The 15,904-nt window shown below is 75.7% G+C and carries 18 protein-coding genes and 3 tRNA genes; 11 read left to right on the forward strand and 10 right to left on the reverse strand.

From position 1 onward, the window contains the following. The first annotated feature begins 132 nt into the window (after positions 1-132). Positions 133-894, forward strand: a complete 762-nt coding sequence (gene surE, locus ACFUMH_RS09660) for a 5'/3'-nucleotidase SurE (RefSeq protein WP_378203986.1) — start codon at positions 133-135, stop codon at positions 892-894. A 118-nt stretch (positions 895-1,012) separates the two neighbouring features. Here the strand turns inward: surE and ACFUMH_RS09665 are convergent, their stop codons facing one another. The 7 genes from ACFUMH_RS09665 to ACFUMH_RS09695 form a co-directional block, all read right to left on the reverse strand. Further along, a complete protein-coding gene (locus ACFUMH_RS09665) occupies positions 1,013-1,546 on the reverse strand; it encodes a hypothetical protein (RefSeq protein WP_378203989.1) in 534 nt (177 codons plus the stop codon). A gap of 525 nt (positions 1,547-2,071) precedes the next feature. Further along, positions 2,072-2,941 (reverse strand): prenyltransferase, encoded by an 870-nt coding sequence (locus ACFUMH_RS09670; protein ID WP_378203992.1) that lies wholly within the window; start codon positions 2,939-2,941, stop codon positions 2,072-2,074. Next, entirely contained in the window at positions 2,934-3,269 is a 336-nt protein-coding gene (locus tag ACFUMH_RS09675; protein WP_378203995.1) for a lycopene cyclase domain-containing protein, read from the reverse strand. Before ACFUMH_RS09675 ends, ACFUMH_RS09670 begins: the two co-directional genes overlap by 8 nt. Next, on the reverse strand, positions 3,266-3,613 hold the full coding sequence (locus ACFUMH_RS09680; protein WP_378203997.1) for a lycopene cyclase domain-containing protein: 348 nt from the start codon (positions 3,611-3,613) through the stop codon (positions 3,266-3,268). The genes ACFUMH_RS09675 and ACFUMH_RS09680 overlap by 4 nt, the downstream gene beginning before the upstream one ends. Further along, complete coding sequence (crtI, locus tag ACFUMH_RS09685) at positions 3,610-5,268, reverse strand: phytoene desaturase family protein (protein ID WP_378204000.1); 1,659 nt, start codon at positions 5,266-5,268, stop codon at positions 3,610-3,612. Before crtI ends, ACFUMH_RS09680 begins: the two co-directional genes overlap by 4 nt. After that, a complete protein-coding gene (locus ACFUMH_RS09690) occupies positions 5,265-6,236 on the reverse strand; it encodes a phytoene/squalene synthase family protein (RefSeq protein WP_378204003.1) in 972 nt (323 codons plus the stop codon). The genes crtI and ACFUMH_RS09690 overlap by 4 nt, the downstream gene beginning before the upstream one ends. Before the next feature lie 129 nt (positions 6,237-6,365). Beyond that, the gene (locus ACFUMH_RS09695; protein WP_378204005.1) at positions 6,366-7,544 is read right to left on the reverse strand and encodes a polyprenyl synthetase family protein; all 1,179 of its coding nucleotides are present in this window, start codon (positions 7,542-7,544) and stop codon (positions 6,366-6,368) included. A 165-nt stretch (positions 7,545-7,709) separates the two neighbouring features. On the opposite strand from ACFUMH_RS09695, the gene galE reads away from it, so the two are divergent. Further along, complete coding sequence (gene galE / locus ACFUMH_RS09700; RefSeq protein WP_378204008.1) at positions 7,710-8,696, forward strand: UDP-glucose 4-epimerase GalE; 987 nt, start codon at positions 7,710-7,712, stop codon at positions 8,694-8,696. A gap of 4 nt (positions 8,697-8,700) precedes the next feature. On the opposite strand, the gene ACFUMH_RS09705 is transcribed toward galE, so the two are convergent. Next, positions 8,701-9,609, reverse strand: coding sequence for an LLM class flavin-dependent oxidoreductase (locus ACFUMH_RS09705; protein WP_378204011.1), 909 nt, complete (start codon positions 9,607-9,609; stop codon positions 8,701-8,703). 97 nt (positions 9,610-9,706) lie between these two features. Here ACFUMH_RS09705 and ACFUMH_RS09710 point away from each other — a divergent pair, with 97 nt between their 5' ends. Together ACFUMH_RS09710 and ACFUMH_RS09715 are read left to right on the forward strand one after the other, a co-directional pair. After that, positions 9,707-10,651, forward strand: coding sequence for a LysR family transcriptional regulator (locus tag ACFUMH_RS09710; protein ID WP_378204013.1), 945 nt, complete (start codon positions 9,707-9,709; stop codon positions 10,649-10,651). A 78-nt stretch (positions 10,652-10,729) separates the two neighbouring features. Continuing rightward, positions 10,730-11,878 (forward strand): S1 family peptidase, encoded by a 1,149-nt coding sequence (locus ACFUMH_RS09715; RefSeq protein ID WP_378204016.1) that lies wholly within the window; start codon positions 10,730-10,732, stop codon positions 11,876-11,878. Between the two features lie 152 nt (positions 11,879-12,030). Here ACFUMH_RS09715 and ACFUMH_RS09720 read toward each other — a convergent pair whose 3' ends face one another. Further along, a complete protein-coding gene (locus ACFUMH_RS09720; protein ID WP_378204030.1) occupies positions 12,031-12,375 on the reverse strand; it encodes a metallopeptidase family protein in 345 nt (114 codons plus the stop codon). A gap of 190 nt (positions 12,376-12,565) precedes the next feature. Between ACFUMH_RS09720 and ACFUMH_RS09725 the strand changes: the two genes are divergently transcribed. The 6 genes from ACFUMH_RS09725 to ACFUMH_RS09750 all read left to right on the forward strand — a co-directional run bounded on the left by ACFUMH_RS09725 (position 12,566) and on the right by ACFUMH_RS09750 (position 14,169). Further along, positions 12,566-12,638: transfer RNA gene (locus tag ACFUMH_RS09725), tRNA-Glu, on the forward strand. 77 nt (positions 12,639-12,715) lie between these two features. Beyond that, positions 12,716-12,789 (forward strand) — tRNA-Asp (locus ACFUMH_RS09730). 39 nt (positions 12,790-12,828) lie between these two features. Then, positions 12,829-12,901: transfer RNA gene (locus ACFUMH_RS09735), tRNA-Phe, on the forward strand. 247 nt (positions 12,902-13,148) lie between these two features. After that, entirely contained in the window at positions 13,149-13,301 is a 153-nt protein-coding gene (locus ACFUMH_RS09740; RefSeq protein ID WP_378204018.1) for a hypothetical protein, read from the forward strand. A gap of 146 nt (positions 13,302-13,447) precedes the next feature. After that, positions 13,448-13,882, forward strand: coding sequence for a phage holin family protein (locus ACFUMH_RS09745; protein WP_378204021.1), 435 nt, complete (start codon positions 13,448-13,450; stop codon positions 13,880-13,882). Then, a complete protein-coding gene (locus ACFUMH_RS09750; RefSeq protein ID WP_378204024.1) occupies positions 13,879-14,169 on the forward strand; it encodes a DUF3618 domain-containing protein in 291 nt (96 codons plus the stop codon). The genes ACFUMH_RS09745 and ACFUMH_RS09750 overlap by 4 nt, the downstream gene beginning before the upstream one ends. Positions 14,170-14,527: 358 nt before the next feature. On the opposite strand, the gene ACFUMH_RS09755 is transcribed toward ACFUMH_RS09750, so the two are convergent. Continuing rightward, positions 14,528-14,737: a BldC family transcriptional regulator gene (locus ACFUMH_RS09755; protein ID WP_136518173.1), complete on the reverse strand. Its 210-nt coding sequence runs from the start codon at positions 14,735-14,737 to the stop codon at positions 14,528-14,530. Between the two features lie 772 nt (positions 14,738-15,509). Here ACFUMH_RS09755 and ACFUMH_RS09760 point away from each other — a divergent pair. Continuing rightward, positions 15,510-15,722, forward strand: coding sequence for a DUF3073 domain-containing protein (locus ACFUMH_RS09760; RefSeq protein WP_378204027.1), 213 nt, complete (start codon positions 15,510-15,512; stop codon positions 15,720-15,722). Positions 15,723-15,904: the final 182 nt, after the last annotated feature.

Raw genomic sequence — 15,904 nt, forward strand, 5'->3', positions numbered from 1 at the left:
ACCGGCGGCCCCGACGGTGACCGCCGCGCGGGCTGGGGTCGCGGGAACCGGCGGGAGCGTGTCGGATGGAGCGGACGACGACTCCCCCGGCGCCCGGTCCCCGCGGGCCCGACGACTGCGAGGAGGCCGCCCGTGCGCGTGCTGGTGACGAACGACGACGGCATCGACTCCCCCGGCCTGGCCGCGCTGACGCGCGTGGCGCTCGAGGCGGGGCACGACGTGGTGGTCGCGGCGCCGTCGCACGAGTTCTCGGGCGCGAGCGCGTCGCTGCTCGGCGCGCAGGAGGACGGCCGGCTCGTCGTCGAGGAGCGCACGCCGCCGGGGCTGGACGGCGAGGTGCGGTCGTACGCGGTCGGCGCCGCGCCCGGGCTCATCGCGTTCGTCGCGGCGTACGGCGCGTTCGGCCCGAAGCCGCACCTGGTGCTGTCCGGGATCAACCGCGGCCCCAACACCGGCCACGCGGTGCTGCACTCCGGCACGGTCGGCGCGTGCCTCACGGCGTCGACGCACGACATCCCCGGGCTCGCGGTGTCGCTGACGGGCCACGCCCCGTCGCACTTCGAGTCCGCGGCCGCCTACGCGGCGCCCGTGCTGGCGTGGCTGGTCGAGACCGGCGAGCACGACCGCGTCCTCAACCTCAACGTGCCCGACCTGCCGCTGGACCAGGTCAAGGGTCTGCGACCCGCGCACCTCGCCCGCGTCGGCGCCGTGCAGGCGCAGGTGCAGCACGAGGACGCCGGCTACCTGACGCTGACGTACGCCGACGTCGAGCTGGACGAGGACCCGGACAGCGACGCCGCGCTCGTGGCCCGCGGCTGGGCGACGATCTCCCAGCTGCGCGCCCCCGTCGCCGACGCCCACGTGACGCTCCCGGAGCTGGGCCCGCTGGCCTAACCCGCGTCCGCCGGACCTCTCAGACGCCGCTCCTGTGCGATGACCAGATCGAGCGTCGCGCAGCAGCGGCCGGCCAGCCCTCGCGAGGGCGGCGCGCGCCGTCAGCAGGCGGCCGGGGTCACGCCATCCACGCAAGGGCTCCCGCCACCGCGGACCCGACGATGAGCGGCCGGATGTCGACGGACACACGCCAGGAGCAGGTGCGCCGAACGCCCGACGTGCTCCGCCGGGCCGAACGTGACTCCTCGATCGCCTGGAGGGCTCGCCGGGCGCCTGGTGCCCCGGACAGTGCGGAGAGCAGGGATCCGGAGTAGGTGAAGGGGACGATCTCGCCGGCGGTCGTATGCAGCACGACTGCACCTGCCAACGTCAGCTCGACCCGTTCGATGCACCCCCACGGCAACTGGTGAGCGGTGGCGATCTGCCTCACCAGCAGACCCTCCGGGACGACGAGGACCGCGGGCCGGAGGGTCACGTGCCACACGAAGGTCGTCAGTGCCAGAACCACGGTCGCGCCCACCCACCGAGCCAGAGGTGCCTCGTTGACCCCATCCCCGGAGTCCTTCGCGAGGGCGGCGAAGGCAGCAAGAGCGACGCCGGCTCCGCAGCACACCGCACCGAGCGTCGCGGTCCACCGGCTCTGCAACCTCACGGCGCCACCGCCGATGTCGCGTGCGGCCGATCGATCTTCTGTCCCAAGCGCCCGTCCCCCTCGCCCGCCAGCAGTGCCCGGAGATCCCGAAGCAGCATGCCGTTACTCCTGGATCATCGGCGCGCCGACGAGTTCACTGAACGGTCGCGTCCGGTCGCGCGCGTCTGGGCGACGTTCTCCCGGTGCGCGCACCCGGTCGCCAGCAGGGACGTGGTCGCCGAGCAGTTCCTCGTCGTGGCCGTCGGCGCCGGTGGACTCCTCGAGCTCGACCGGGCGCCCGGAGCGTCGAGCTCGCACAGGGTGTGGTGCTCGCGGCGGCCACCGGGCGAGTCCGCGAGCGCATCCGTCGTTGTCCCTCGCGCGTGACGGCCACCATGGCCGACGGCACGGAACACTCCTCGGAGACGTTCGTCGAGGCTCTCGCCCTCCTTCCCAGGCCGGGCTGGCGGCGTCGCGGGCGCCCGTCGGCTGCACGCCGTACCGGACCTGACCTGCCGGGCGACGGCACCGACCTCGTCGCAGCGGTCAGCCCAGCGCGACCGCGATCAGCAGCATCGTCACCAGGAAGCCCGTGACGAGGTTGAGCCACAGGAACGTGCGCCACCCGGCGTTGGCGCGCTCGCAGTCGGCGTCCGTGACGCCGCGGAACCGCCACGTGCTCACGGCGTACGGCAGGGGTAGCAGGGCGGCGAGGACGCCGGGCCACGGCAGCGCGAGCAGCACGAGCGCGGCCACGACGTAGCCGGCGGTCGCGGCCCGGACGGTCGGCCGCGCGCCGAGCACGGTCGCGACCGACGCGATGCCGCCCTCGCGGTCGGCCCGCACGTCCTGCACGGCCCCGAACGCGTGCGACGCCATGCCCCACAGCACGAACGCGACCAGCACGGGCCACGTCGTGCGCGCACCGAGGTCCGCGTCCGCGAGCACCAGCGCGTACAGCAGCGGCCCGACGAAGTGCGTGGCGGAGGTGAGCGAGTCGAGGACCGGCCGCTCCTTGAACCGCAGCACGGGTGCCGAGTAGGCGACGACCGCGAACAGGACCACGGCGAGCACCAGCCCCGCCGCGACCGAGCCGAGCGCCAGCAGCCACACGACGAACGGCACGGTCGTGACGACGCACGCGACGAGGATCCGCCGGTGCACGGACCGCGCCCGCGCCGGGTCGACGAGGCCGCCCTCGATGCCGCCCTTGCGCGGGTTGCGCAGGTCGGACGCGTAGTCGAAGACGTCGTTGATGCCGTACATCAGCAGGTTGTAGGGGATCAGGAAGAACAGCGTCCCGACGACGAACGCGACGTCGACGCGCCCGTCCGTCGCCAGCAGCCAGCCGGCCGCGAACGGGTAGGCGGTGTTCACCCACGAGAACGGCCGCGACGCCGCGAGCACCTCACGCACGGGTCGAGCCCTCCTCCTCGGCGGCGCGGCGGGACCGGCCCCACCGCGTGCGCCCCAGCACGGTCCACAGCACCGGCATGCCGACCGCGGCGGCGACCGCGTACGCGAAGTCCTCGAGCGGCGCGCCCCAGACGTGCACACCGAGGATCTTGTCGGGGTCGAACACGTACAGGCCGACGTCGATCATCAGCGTGTCGAACACGGCGGTGAGGACGCAGACGAGCAGCACCGCCCCGAGCACGGGCCCGCCGCGCAGGCGCCGCAGCACGGGCCACGACACGGCGAGCAGCACCGCGAGGACGATCACGTTGAGCACGATGTTCGTCACCGGGCCACCCCCTCGGCGCGCCGTGCGTCGCGGGCCGCGAGCACGCGCTCGAGCCCCCGCCACGCCAGCAGCGACACGTAGCAGAGCAGCGTGAGGAAGAACGCCTCCTCGACCGGCAGCTCCGGCGCGAGCAGCAGCCCCGTCATGTGCGGGGAGTCGCCGCGCGCGAAGATCCCGAGCAGCAGCCCGGCGACGTCCCACAGCAGGAACGCGACGACGCCGATGCCGACGGTCCAGGCCGCGCGACGCGCGTCGTCGAAGAACGCGAGCCGCCACCGGTGGTCGCACAGCGCGAGGCAGCCGAGCGAGACGAGCAGCGCCGCCAGGTACGCGAACGCGATCACGCGCGGCCCCGCACGACGTCGCTCCACAGCCCGCGGGGCAGCGCCGAGCCCAGGTAGCCCGGCCGCAGCGGCGCTGCCAGCGGGCGCGCCGACGTCTCCCCCAGCAGCCGCTTGGCCACGAGCTCCGCGCCGATCAGCACCATCGGCAGCCCGACGCCGGGCATCGTGCCGCCGCCGACGTGCACGAGGTTCGGCACGTGCCGGGAGGTGACGCCGGGCCGGAACATCGCCGACTGGCGCAGCGTGTGCTCCATGCCGAGGGCCGTGCCGCGCCAGGCGTGCAGGTCGCGCGCGAAGTCCGCCGGGCCGACGACGCGCCGCACGACGACGCGCGAGCGCAGGTCGGGCACGCCCGCCCACGTGCCCACCTGGTCGAGGAACCGGTCGGCGTGCGCGTCGAGCTCGCCCGGGCGCGCGCCGATCGCCGGGTCCGCGGGGAACGGGACGAGCACGAACAGGTTCTCGTGCCCGGGCGGCGCCGCGGTCGGGTCGGTGGCGCTCGTGCGCGAGACGTACACGGACGCGACGTCCGGCACGCGCAGCGCGTCGGCGCGCGACCCGCGGTCGGTGCCGAGGATGGCGTCGAAGTTGGCGGGCCAGTCGCGCGTGAAGAACAGCGAGTGGTGCCGCAGCTCGGGCAGCGCGCCGCGGACGCCCGCCATGACGAGCAGCGCGGAGATGCCCGGCCCGCGGTCGTCCCAGACGCGCGCGGGCAGGTCGGCGTGCCGCTCGTCGAGGAGCGCCGTCTCGGTGTGGTGCCGGTCGGCGCCCGAGACCACGACGTCGGCGGGCAGGAAGGTCCCGTCGGCGAGGTGCACGCCCCGCGCGCGGCCGGTGCGGCGCGGGTGGCGCAGCGAGCGCGGCGCGTCCTCGACGTCGATCGCGACGACGTCCGCCCCCGTGCGCACGTCGACGCCCTCCTCGACGGCCGCCTTCTCCAGCGCCTCGACCAGCCGGTACACGCCGCCACGCGGGTACGAGACGCCGGCCGACAGGTCGAGGTGCGTCATGAGGCTGTAGAGCGCGGGCACGCGGTACGGCGACGAGCCGAGGAACACGGCGTGGTAGCTGAGCACCTGCCGGAGCACGGGGTGCTCGACGGTCGCCGCGACCTTGTCCGCGAGCGACCGGGTGAGCAGCTGCGCGAGGGTGCGGCCGCGGCGGACGACGTCGGCCGACAGCGCCCGGTCGGGGCGCTCGAACGTCGTGTACAGGAAGTGGTCGAGCGCGACGCGGTACGCGTCGGACGCCTCGTCGACGAACCGGCGCATCCGCGCGGCGGCGCCCGGCTCGAGCGCGTCGAAGTGCGCGGCGTTGGTGTCCCAGTCGGCCGTGACGTCGAACGGCGCGACCGCCGGCTGCGTGCCCGGCTCGGGGAACAGCCGGTACGCCGGGTCGAGCGGCACCAGGTCGATCTCGTCCGACAGCCGGCGACCCAGCAGGGCGAACGTGTGCTCCATGACCTCGGGCATGAACCACCAGGACGGCCCGGTGTCGAAGCGGAAGCCGTCGACCTCCCAGGTGCCCGCGCGCCCGCCGACGCGCTCGTGCCGCTCCAGCAGCGTCACCCGCGCACCGCCGCGCGCCAGCAGCGCCGCCGTGGCGAGCCCGCCCACGCCGCCACCGACGACGACGACGCGCACCGGCCCCGTCACGGCCGCCGCCCCGCGGTGGTGCGCGCCCCCGCGGCCGCCCGCGCCGCCGCGACGAGCCGCGTCGCCACCGGGCGCGCCCGCCGCGCGGCCGCGCCGGCCACCGCGCGTCCCACGACGCCGCCGACGACGGCGGCCTTCTCCGGTCCGGGCACCCGCACGCGTCGTCCCTCCAGGTCCTCCGCCGGCGTGGTCGCCAGACGGTCCAGCAGCCGCGCGTACAGCGCGAGCGTCGCCTCCACGGCCACCCGGGCGCGCGGCGGCAGCTCGGGCAGCGCGGCGCGCGCGACGGCGAGGTCGTGCTCGACCTCGTCGAGGACCGCGCGCACGTCGGCGTCCGTCAGGTGCTCGGGGTCGACGTCGGGGAAGTAGCTGCGCCCGAGGTCGCCCCGGTCCGCGCCGAGGTCGCGCAGGAAGTTGATCTTCTGGAACGCGGCGCCCAGGCCGCGCGCACCCGCGACGGCGGCCGCGGACGGCTCGACGGGCGGGTCGCCGGGGCCGCGCTCGGCGTCGAGGAAGACGCGCAGGCACATGAGCCCGACGACCTCGGCGGAGCCGTAGACGTACCGCTCGTAGCTCTCCCGGTCGTGCGTGCGCACGGTCAGGTCGGCGCGCATCGACGCGAAGAACGGGTCCACCTCGGCGTGGCCGATGCCCGTGCGGCGCGCGGTGCGGGCGAACGCGTGCACCACGACGTTGGTGGAGTACCCCGTCACGAGCGCGCGCGCCGTCTGCGCCTCGAGCTCGTCGAGCTCGGCGCCGGCGTCCGGGCCGCGGTACGTGTCGACGACCTCGTCGGCGAGCCGCACCAGCGCGTACACCGCCTCGATGTCGCGGCGCGTGCGCGGGCCGAGCAGCCGCGTGCCGAGCCCGAACGACGTCGAGTAGGCGCGCAGCACGACCGCGCTCGCCCGTGCCGCGGTGGCGTCGTACAGGCGTGCGCCCGTCGTGTCGTCGTCCGGTGTGCGCATGCCGTCCGTGGCGTCCCTCCGTGCCGCGCGGCGAAGGTCGCCGCCGTCGTCGCGCGCACCGGCCGCGCCGGTGCCCGTGCCCGTCGGCGCGGGCAGGCCGGTGCCGTGCCCGCGGTCCGTCCCCACCCGTCAGTGCCCGCGTGCGACGAGGTCGTCGACGACGCCCGCGAGGTACCCCGCGAGCGGCTCCGGCAACGTCGTCGTCGCGAGGGTACGCGCCATGTCCGCCGTCCGGCGGGTCAGCGACCGCGCCTCGTCGAGCGCCCCGCAGTCCCGCATGACGTCCCGCACGCGGGCCGCGCCGGCCTCGTCGAGCTCGGGCCGGCCGACGTGCGTGCCCAGCACCGCGCGCCCGGCCGCGTCGGCGCGCGCCCACGTCAGCCGCAGCAGCTCGGTGCGCTTGCCGGAGCGCAGGTCGGACAGCACGGACTTGCCGGTCGCGGCGGGGTCGCCGAAGACGCCGAGGTCGTCGTCCGTGAGCTGGTACGCGAGGCCCAGCGCGGTCCCGACGAGCGCGAGCGCGGTGCGGTGCTCGCGGGACGCGCCCGCCACCACGGCGCCCGACTCGAGCGGCACGCGGAACGAGTAGGCGGCGGTCTTCAGCTCGGCGACCAGCAGCGTGTCGACGTCCGTGAGGGCCTGCACCTCGCCGCGGACGTCGAGCAGCTCGCCGGCCACCGTCGTGTCGACGCCCGACGCCAGCAGCCGCACGAGCTCGCCGACGACGTGCGCGGGCACCGAGGCGCGCGCGACGAGCGCGAACGCCTGCGCCAGCGCGGTGTCGCCCGCGAGCAGCGCGGCCGCGCCCACCTGGTCGTGCTGCGCGGCGCCCGTGACGCCGGCCGCCGCGAGCCGCGCCCGCGTGGCACCCGCGACGTTGGGCCGGCCGCGGCGCACCTCGTCGCGGTCGAGCAGGTCGTCGTGCACGAGCATCGCGGTGTGCAGCATCTCCTGCGCGGCCGCGACCGGGGCCACCGCGTCGACGTCCGCGCCGCCGAGGCCCAGGTACGCGCTCACCGTGAGGCGGGGACGCATGAGCTTGCCGCCGAGCACCGCCGCGAGGTCGGACCACAGGTACCCGTGCTCGGCCGCGAGCGCGCGGCCGTGCCGGACGCGGTCGTCGACGGCCTCGACGAGCAGGCGCTCGGCGGCGGCGGTGACGCGCTCGACCTCGTGGGCGAGCGCCACGCGCGCGTCGCTGGCGGGCACGGAGCCACCGGTCGGCGTGCCCGCCGGCGGCGTCCGGACGCCCGTCCCGACGCGGTTCTCGGCCACGGCGGGGCCGTCCTGCACGTGCCGCTCGTCCATTCCCCGCCCGCCCCTCGTCCGGAATCGCTCAGCGTACTGAGCATCTGCACCGCCGCCACCGGGGACTTCCGGTCGAGCGCCACGCCCGGATGCACCCTGTGTGGAACTGTTCGGTCATGTTCGATCGTGTTGGAAAACCGGTCCGCACCGGCTAGGCTCGCCCCCATGACGTGGATGGTGACGGGCGGGGCGGGGTACATCGGGGCGCACGTCGTGCGGGCGTTCCTCGACGCGGTGGGACGGACCGGCGACACCACGCTCGCACCGGTCGTGCTCGACGACCTCTCGAGCGGGCACCGCGGGTTCGTCCCGGACGACGTGCCGCTCGTCGAGGCGTCCGTCGTCGACACCGACGCCGTGCGCGCGGCCCTCGTCGAGCACGGCGTCACGGGCGTCGTCCACCTCGCCGGCTTCAAGTACGCCGGCGTCTCCGTCGAGCGCCCGCTGCACACCTACGAGCAGAACGTCACGGGCACCGCGCACCTGCTCGCCGCGATGGCCGACGCGGGCGTCGGCAGCATCGTGTTCTCGTCGTCCGCGGCCGTCTACGGCACCCCGGACGTCGACGTCGTCACCGAGGACACCCCCACCGCACCCGAGTCGCCCTACGGTGAGTCCAAGCTGGTCGGCGAGTGGCTGCTGCGCGACCAGGGACGCGCGACGGGCCTGCGGCACACGTCGCTGCGGTACTTCAACGTCGTCGGGTCCGGCCACGCCGACCTGGTCGACTCCAGCCCGCACAACCTGTTCCCCCTGGTGCTCGACGCCCTGACGGCCGGCCGCACGCCGCGCATCAACGGGGACGACTACCCCACGCCCGACGGCACGTGCGTGCGCGACTACGTGCACGTCGCGGACCTCGCCGTCTCGCACGTCGCGGCGGCCCGCGCGCTCGCCGCGGGGCGCGACCTCGAGCGCGTCTACAACCTCGGCTCGGGCGACGGGCTCTCCGTGCGGCAGATCATGACGACGGTCGCCGAGGTCACCGGCATCGCCTTCGAGCCGGAGATCGCGCCGCGCCGGCCGGGCGACCCCGCTCGGATCGTCGCGTCGGGCGAGGCCGCCGCACGCGACCTCGACTGGCGCATGCGGCACACGGCGGCCGACATGGTCGCCAGCGCCTGGGACGCCCACCGCCGCGCCACCGCCTGACGGGTCAGCGGACGGCCGGCTCCAGCGCCTGCAGCCGCGGCAGCATGCCCGCGAACCGCTCGAGCTCCCGCTCGCTGCCCGCGTAGACGCCCTGCGCGCGCGGCCAGTGCACGACGACGTCGCCGAACCCGAGCGCCGCCGCCCGCTCGACGCCCTCCGCCGCGAGGTCGGCGTCCGTCAGCGAGAACGTCGGCGCCCCGTCGAGGCTCAGCCAGCGGGGCACGCGGACGCCGGCGGCCTGCTCGACCTCGTCGAACGCGTCCGCCATGCGGGCGAGCCCGTCCCACCACGCCTTCTGGTCGGCGCCGGCGTCCCCCGAGCCGACGCCCGTGCCGGGCCCGTACGTCGCCCAGCCCTGCCCGTGCCGGGCCGCCAGCGCCATGCCGCGCGGCCCGTTGGCGGCGACGACGAACGGCGTCCGCGGACGCGCGAGCGTGCCCGGCACCATGCGCGCCGCGTGCGCCGCGTAGAACTCCCCCGCGTGGTCGGTGACGGGCTGCGTGAGCAGCGCGTCGAGCACCTCGAGGAACTCCGCGAACCGCCGGGTGCGCTCCGCGCGGGTAGGCGCCGGCCCCAGCACGCCCGCGTCCCAGCCCTCGCCCCCCGCGCCGACGCCGAGCACGAACCGGCCGCCGGAGACGTCGTCGAGGCCCATGACGTCCTTGGCGAACGGCACCGGGTGCCGGAAGTTCGGCGACGCGACCCATGTGCCCAGCCCGATGCGCTCCGTGACGGCCGCCGCCGCGGCGAGCAGCGGCACGGTGGCGAACCACGGCTCGTCGGCGAGGTCGCGCCACGCCAGGTGGTCGTACGTCCACGCGTGGTCGAAGCCGAGCTCCTCGGCGCGGCGCCAGCGCTCGCGCGCCGTCGACCAGCGCTCCTGCGGCAGCAGCACGACCCCGACCCTCACCACGGGTGCACGCTAGCCGACCCCCGCGGTCATACCGGTGGCGACGGGAGTGCAACCCGGTCGTGACAGGTGCGCCCGGCGCGACCTACCCTCGGACGTCATGGACCTCGAGGTGCGTCACCTGCGCATGGTCGCCACGGTCGCCGAGCACGGCAGCGTGACGAAGGCGGCGGCCGCCCTCGGCCTCGCCCAACCGGCGCTCAGCGCCCAGCTCTCCCGCATCGACCGGGCCCTCGGCGGTCCGGTCTTCGTGCGGGACCACCGCGGCGTGCGCCCCACGCCGCTCGGCACGCTCGTCCTCGAGCGCGCCCGCACCCTGCTGCCGGCCATGGACGCGCTCGTGCTCGACGCGCACCGCGTCGCCCGGTGCGGCGAGGTGCCCGACGGCCTCCGCGTCGCCGTCGTCGGGTCGGCGCTCGCCGCGGCGTTCGCACGCCGCGTCGACGGCGGCTGCGACGGGCAGACCCTGCTGCGCACGGGCTGGTCCGCGGCCGCCGCCGCGACCGACCTGGCGGAGGGCGCGCACGACGTCCTGCTCGTCGGGCTCTGCGCCGACGCCCTGCCGCCGGCCGCGCCGGGCGTGCACTGGCGGCTGGTCGGCACCGACGCGGTCCAGGTCCTCGTGCCGTCGGACCACCCGAGCGCCGACGAGGCCGACCTCGCCGCGTTCGCCGACGAGCGCTGGCTCAAGGCGCCCGGCGACAGCTGCTTCGCGTCGTGCTTCGTCGCCGCCTGCTCGCGCGCCGGCTTCGCGCCGCACGCGCCCAGCGAGTGCGAGCGGTCCGCGGGCGTCGAGCTCGTGCGCGCCGGGGCCGGCGTGGGCCTCGCGCAGCCGTTCGGCAGCCCGCCGGACGGCGTCCGCGCCGTCGCTCTGCGCGGGCGCCCGCTGCTGTGGTCGACGTGGCTCGCCGTGCACGACGCCGCCCCCGAGGGCCTGCGCGCCCGGCTGCTCGCCGCCGCGCGGGCCGCCCGTGCGGACGGCCTCGCCGCCGCGGCGGGCGGACGCGGGCTCGCCGCGGTGCCGACCGACGCACAGGCGGTATGACCCAGGCGGGATGTATCCATGACGGCGGTCACGCCGTACGGTGACTGCACGGCTCCCACCGACGAGAGGCAGTCCCCCATGACCATGACCCGCACCCGGCGCGTCGCGCTCTCCGGCGCCGCCGCGCTGACCCTGCTGCTCGGCCCGCTCGCCGCCGGCAGCAGCGCGACGCCCGCCCCCGCGGCGGCGCCCGCCGCGGCCGACGCGTCCGCCGACGTCCCCGCCGAGATGCTCGACGCGATGGAGCGCGACCTCGGCGTCCCGCGCGAGAAGGCCGTCCAGCGGCTCACCTTCCAGACGGACGCGGCCACGCGCGTCCGCACCCTGTCCCAGTCGCTGGGCAGCACCTACGCCGGCGCGTGGGTCGACCCGGCCGCCGGAACCGTGCACGTCGCCACCACCGCGCCGCAGCGCGTCAAGGGCCCGGTCGCGAAGGGCGTCACCGCCGTCGCCGCCACCCGGTCCCTGAGCGACCTCGAGGCCGTCGGTGCGCGGCTCGACGCCGCCGGCCTGCCCGCCGACGTCGCCACCTGGTACGTCGACGTGCGGACCAACAAGGTCGTCGTCGAGGCCGTCGGCCAGGACACGGCGGCCGCCGCGGCGCTCGTCGCCTCCGCCGGCGTGCCCGCCGACGCGGTGCAGCTCGCCACGACCGCCGTGGCGCCCAGCACGTTCATCGACGTGGTCGGCGGCAACGCGTACTACATCAACAACAGCAGCCGCTGCTCCGTCGGGTTCGCCGTCCAGGGCGGCTTCGTCACCGCCGGCCACTGCGGCCGCACCGGTGCGAGCACCACCAGCCCGTCGGGCACGTTCCGCGGCTCGTCGTTCCCCGGCAACGACTACGCCTGGGTGCAGACCGCGTCCGGCAACACGCCCGTCGGCGCCGTGAACAACTACTCGGGCGGCCGCGTGGCGGTCAAGGGCTCGCAGCAGGCGGCCGTGGGCGCCTACGTCTGCCGCTCGGGCAGCACGACGGGCTGGCGCTGCGGCACGGTGCAGGCCTACAACACCTCGGTGCGCTACGCGCAGGGCACCGTGTCCGGCCTGATCCGCACCAACGTCTGCGCCGAGCCGGGCGACTCGGGCGGCTCGCTGCTGGCGGGCAACCAGGCGCAGGGCGTCACCTCCGGCGGCAGCGGCAACTGCCGGACCGGCGGCACGACGTACTTCCAGCCGGTCAACGAGATCCTCTCGGCCTACGGCCTGCGGCTCCTCACCAGCTGACCGACGTCGGCCGACCGACGTCGGCCGACCGGCCCACGGGCCGGTGCGCCCCGGGACGCCCCCTCGCGTCCCGGGGCGCACGCGTGCCCCCCGGTCGCGCCGTGGCCGCGGTCCCGTCGTGCCCGCCGCCCCCGCGTCGGGCCGGACGCGCGTCAGCCCCAGCCGAGCGCGTGCAGGCGGTCGTCGTCGATGCCGAAGTGGTGCGCGACCTCGTGCACGACCGTGACGGCGACCTCCTCGACGACCTCGTCGCGGTCGGCGCACAGCGCGAGGGTCGGGTGCCGGTAGATCGTGATGCGGTCGGGCAGCGAGCCGGCGGCCCAGAACTCGCCGCGCTCGGTCAGCGGGGTGCCCTCGTACAGGCCGAGCAGCTCGGGGTCGTCGGCGGGGGCGTCGTCCTCGACGAGCACGACGACGTTGTCCATCATCGCCGCGAGCTCGGCCGGGATCTCGTCGAGGGCGTCGCGCACCGCGTCCTCGAACTCCTCGCGCGTCATGTCGACCACGCGCCCATCCTCCCCCGCCGGGCCGGGTCCCGGGGCAGGTGGCGGGGCAGGTGGCGGGGCAGGTGGCGGGGCAGGTGGCGGGGCAGCGGCGTGCGCGCCAGGAGGCGTTTTGGCGATCGGGCCGACGACCACGTATGGTTATCACCGGTCTTCCGACGCCTCGACGTCCGGGGCGGACAACGCCCTCATCGTCTAGCGGCCTAGGACCCCGCCCTTTCACGGCGGTAGCACGGGTTCGAATCCCGTTGGGGGTACGGACCCTGCGAGAGCAGGATCAGCAAGGTAGTAGGTAGCAAGGTAGTAGGTTTTGCAGCGGTCACGGCCGCTTCAAGGCCCCGTAGCGCAGTTGGTTAGCGCGCCGCCCTGTCACGGCGGAGGTCGCGGGTTCAAGTCCCGTCGGGGTCGCTGCGAGGGCCGGTCTTCGGACCGGCGCTCTCGCATCGAGGCTCTGTAGCTCAGTTGGTAGAGCGTTCGACTGAAAATCGAAAGGTCACCGGATCGACGCCGGTCGGAGCCACCTCAGACGGCCCCGCGGGACGCCCGCCGGGGCCGTCGCTCTGCCCGGGACCGGATCGCCCCCGCCGGCCTCACACCGCGGCCCTCGCCGCCCTCGCGCACCGCGGCCCTCGTCGCCGCCCTTCCGCACCGCGGCCCTCCGTGCCGCCTCGTGCCGTCCGTCCGGATCGGGACCGACGTCCCGCCCGGACGCGTCCTGCCGCTCCTACCGTGGGTCGCACCGAGTCCCCCCCACGAAGGACCGTCCCGTGACGACGACGACCCCCGACCGCCCCCAGCCCCGACCGCCGGCCCCGGGCACCCGTCCCACCGCCGCCGGCACCCACCTCACCGGCCCGCTCATCCCCGTGCCGACCGCGACGCACCCGGCCGGCGACCTGGTGCACCCCTGGGCCGACTGACGCGGGCGGACCGCGGACCGACCGCGCGCCCGCGCCGCCCCGACGGCACCGCGGGCCGCTGACCTCGCGCGACGGCCGGTGCACCGGCAGACTGAGTGCTCCGCAGACCCCGCCCCGCGGGGGCACATCGCAGGAAGGTCGTGGAGATGGTCACGCACTCCGGGTGGGCGAGCGACACACGCCCCGACGCACCGCAGGACCACCGGTCCCTCGGCCAGCTGGTCAGCGACCTCAGCGAGCAGGCCTCGCGCCTGGTGCGCGCCGAGATCGACCTCGCCAAGGCGGAGATGGCCGCGAAGGCCAAGCAGGCGGGCATCGGCGCGGGCCTCCTCGCCGCCGCGGGCGTGCTCGGGCTGTACGCGTTCGGCACGCTGCTGGCGACGATCATCATCGCGCTCGCGAACGTCGTCGACGCCTGGCTCGCGGCCCTCATCGTCACGGTCGTGCTGCTGGCGGTGACGGGCGTGCTGGCGCTGCTGGGCGTCAAGCGCCTGCAGAAGGGCGTGCCGCCCACGCCCGAGCGCGCCGTCGAGAACGTGCACGAGGACGTCGAGGCCGTGAAGAAGGGGTTCGCAGGATGAGCGACGACGAGGCGGCGAAGATCAGCACGCCGAAGATCACGGAGCTGGAGGCCGAGGTCGCGGTGACGCGGACCCAGCTGGCCTCCACGGTCGACGCGCTCGCCGAGCGCCTCGACCCGCGGGTGCAGAAGGACAAGCTCGTCGCCGACGGCAAGCGGCTCGTCTTCGACGCGACCGACGCCGCCGCGCTCCCGGAGGACCGGTCGCGCGCGCGCACGGTCCTCGCCGTGGCGGGTGCCGTCACGGTGCTCGTCGTCGTCGGCGTGGTACGCAAGATCGTCCGGTAGCGAGCCGTCCAGCGCCCCGCACGACCCGAGGGCCGCCGGCGCACGCCGGCGGCCCTCGTCGTGCGCCACGGCCCCTCCTGACGCCCTCGAGCACCGTCGTGCGGCCGGACCGCCGTGCGACCGGACTGCCGGGAAGCCGGGCGGCCGAGAAGCCGAGCGCCCCGCCTCGGACCGACGCCGTCGCCCCGGGACGACGAAGGCCGCGCCGGCTGCTGCCGACGCGGCCTTCACCGCTCCCTGCACGTGTGCACGGCCCGTCACTGCCCGGGACACCGTCCCGGCGGCCGTCCCCCGTCCTGCCGACCCACGCACTCCCCCGCGGTGCGCGTGCTCCGACGACGTCGGGGACGGTCGGCGGTCAGGCCGTCTGGCGAGGCTGCGGGACGCCGTTGAGCAGGTCCCGGACCTCGGACTCCCGGTACCGGCGGTGACCGCCGAGCGTCCGGATGGAGGAGAGCTTGCCGGACTTGGCCCAGCGGGTGACCGTCTTGGGGTCGACCCGGAAGAGGGTCGCGACCTCCGACGGCGTGAGCAGGGTCTCCGACTCTGGCGAATGTGCGGCGGACATGGATTCCTCCTCTATCGGTGCGGCCGTGCGGCGAGGTCTCCCGCCGGTTGGACCGTGTCGAGCTCGCGTACCAGCCCGATCTTCAGCATGGACGAATCTGACACATGCGGCACTCCCGGACACAACGCGGGCGCCACCACGAGCGGCCGAACGCCGCCTCCCACCTCCCTCCGACGCCGTCCCGGCGCCGTGTGATCAGCGTAAACCGGCCCAATCCGGACAGCCACCCCCGGGGGCCACTTTCTGCCCTCGGCGTAGGCCGACGCAGCACGGCCGGCGGCCGGCGGCCCACCGGGAGCCCTCGAACCGCGCCTGAGCAGGGCGGATGCACCCCTGGTCGGCCCCGTCCGACCGTGATCACCCGCCCGGCACGGCCCGTTCAGCCCTTCGGGTGCACGCTTGTGCTGCGTTTCACCCGGTCGGCCGCGTCCGAGTTACTCATGCGTATCAGTAGATGGGACGCGAGACGCCGTCGCACGGACGGCCGGACCGCCACGGCCCCGCGGCGCCGCCTCGCCACCACCACGACCCGGTGCCACGACGCCACACCCGCGGGCCACGGCCCACGACGGCTCGCCCCGGCGGCCCGGAGCCACCGGCGGCTCCCCGCGCCCGCGCCCGCCGCGAGCACGTGACGCCCGCGACGCCCCCGCAGGTGGTCGGAATGGATCGCGAGCATGTACCGTTGCCACACGAAGAGACTCAACAGCACCCGGGGCCGCACGTGTGAGCACGGAGCCGCCCCGCTTCCACGTTAGAGGGGGTCGATGCCATGGGGCGCGGCCGTCAGAAGGCAAAGCAGACGAAGGTCGCCCGGGAGCTGAAGTACTTCAGCCCGGACACCAACTACCGGGCTCTCGAGCAGGAGCTCACGTCGCGCAGCCGCAACGATGTCGTCACGGACAGCCGCCGCAGCGCTGTCAGCACGGACGACGACGACCCCAGGAGCTGGGACCCCTGGTCCCCGGGGGACGACGAGCGCTGACGGCGTCCGGCCGGCACGACGTACCGGTCCGCACACCGTCACGCGGGTGACCGCAGCGCGGCGACGCACGCACGCGGCGCCGTCGCGGCACGCACGACCCGCCCACCTCCGCCCTCGTGACGGGCGGTGGGCCGGTCGTCGTGCCGCGGCGGCGCCGTTCGCGTGCCGCCGCGCCGTGAGCG

Origin of the sequence: Cellulomonas sp. NPDC057328 (assembly GCF_042667215.1) — a bacterium.
In the GTDB taxonomy this organism is placed as follows: Bacteria; Actinomycetota; Actinomycetes; order Actinomycetales; family Cellulomonadaceae; genus Cellulomonas.